Here is a 1,522-nt window from a genome sequence, read left to right as displayed (position 1 = left end):
GCCATGCCATGATAAAATCACACACCACGCATAAAGTCGCACCTTCCTTTTTTGCACATTTCCGTTTTCACGCTTTTACATATTTACAGAAAGCAGAAAAACTGTAAAAAATGCATTATACAATAACGTTTTCAACAACTGTCTTTAAAATCTCTCCCCCCTTTTCATTTAAATTCCCCTATTTTCACTTAAATCATAGATATAACCCGCCCTATTATTGTATTAACCAGCATAAAATTTTTTGACAAATTCTAGCTATCGAAAGGGTTCATAAGAAGCATTCTACGACTTTAAAAGAATCTTGACCCAGATCCTGTGCTTTCTTGTAACGTACGAGAGTACATTTAATTAATTGACTATAAGAAAGTTTAAAATGAGAGAACATTTTCGTTTTTCTCATTCAACATCCACAACGATAACTCATCCTTATAAATCAATTTTTTTCGTAATACAAAACGCGCCAAAAGGAATATACTTGCGCTGCATATTCACACGCTTGTTTTAAAGACAGATCTCTCAACGCTCGTCACACCCATTTCGCAAACGCTATCCGTAAAGGAATAAGCTCTCCCCATGAAATGTATAAAATCCATGCTACTCCCTTATCCTTACGTTTATAGAGAAACAAGGCCAGCACCATCACAAAAACTCTGCCTGCTCCCAATGTTGCGGACAGCCTTCAGTTTAAGAGACAATTCATTAAAGGCATGCCTTTCTGATACAGTTTTGACCCACATGGTCCACCCGCTCATGATGTATAAGCAAGTAATTTTAATTGATTCAATATGAGAGAACTGATGATGAGAAAAATTTATTATATTCAGCAATGTGATTCATGTTTCAAAATGATAACTTATTGTTATAAATCAAGGCATTAACAAATAGGAGAGTCATCATCAAAACGCTTACCTTTTTTAAAAAAGGCTTCACGCTGAAAGAACACATCTAAAAATGAGATAAAAAAAAGGTTTGCCTTTAATAAACAAACCTCTTCAGAAAATTACTCAGATAACTTTCAAAATTTTAAATTAATTCCTCTGAAAGCAGCAAATATACTTTAAGAAGCACCAAAATGAATACAAAGACTTATGTAACACAATGTTAAGAAAAATCAAGAACAAAAAATTTTTATCGTTAATGCACCTTAAAAAAACGAGGCTTTTTAACCCACGCAGCTCAACAATCTGGGGCTGCTCTACAGTGCCACCGCCCAATCCCCTCAACTCCCTAAAAAGACCGTATAAAAGGTTCACAGAGCAAGTCTTCGCTAAAAAAATATCAATCGCAAGCGCTCATAAAAGCCAGCGTTAGGATAAAAGATCAGATTATCGAACAATCTTGCTAAAATGTCTTCCCAATCAACAAAAAAGAAGCGGATTTTTAAATATTTCCGCCTCTTTAACAATAAAAATTACGATGAGGGATTATTAAAAAAATTCGAGACTTATGAAGGGAACCAATTTGATAACAATTCATACCTTACAGGATCATCGGCACATTGTCCGCCACCACATTCCAGTAT

At 34.8% G+C, this 1,522-nt stretch carries 1 protein-coding gene and 1 pseudogene; both read right to left on the bottom strand.

Annotated features, from left to right (window positions below; translation table 11 throughout):
• Positions 1–614: 614 nt before the first annotated feature.
• Entirely contained in the window at positions 615–737 is a 123-nt protein-coding gene (locus tag ACFIKE_RS10405; protein ID WP_375649799.1) for a hypothetical protein, read from the bottom strand.
• 707 nt (positions 738–1,444) lie between these two features.
• Positions 1,445–1,522 (bottom strand): annotated as a pseudogene (locus ACFIKE_RS10400) (disulfide bond formation protein B); the annotation flags it as partial.

The organism is Bartonella sp. MU70NMGDW, from assembly GCF_042194085.1.
Taxonomy (GTDB): Bacteria; Pseudomonadota; Alphaproteobacteria; order Rhizobiales; family Rhizobiaceae; genus Bartonella; species Bartonella grahamii.
This window is presented reverse-complemented; position numbering and strand designations above follow the sequence as displayed.

What these genes read in the sequence shown, in the direction of transcription:
- ACFIKE_RS10405 (WP_375649799.1), bottom strand. Translation starts at nt 737, where the DNA reads ATGTGGGTCAAAACTGTATCAGAAAGGCATGCCTTTAATGAATTGTCT.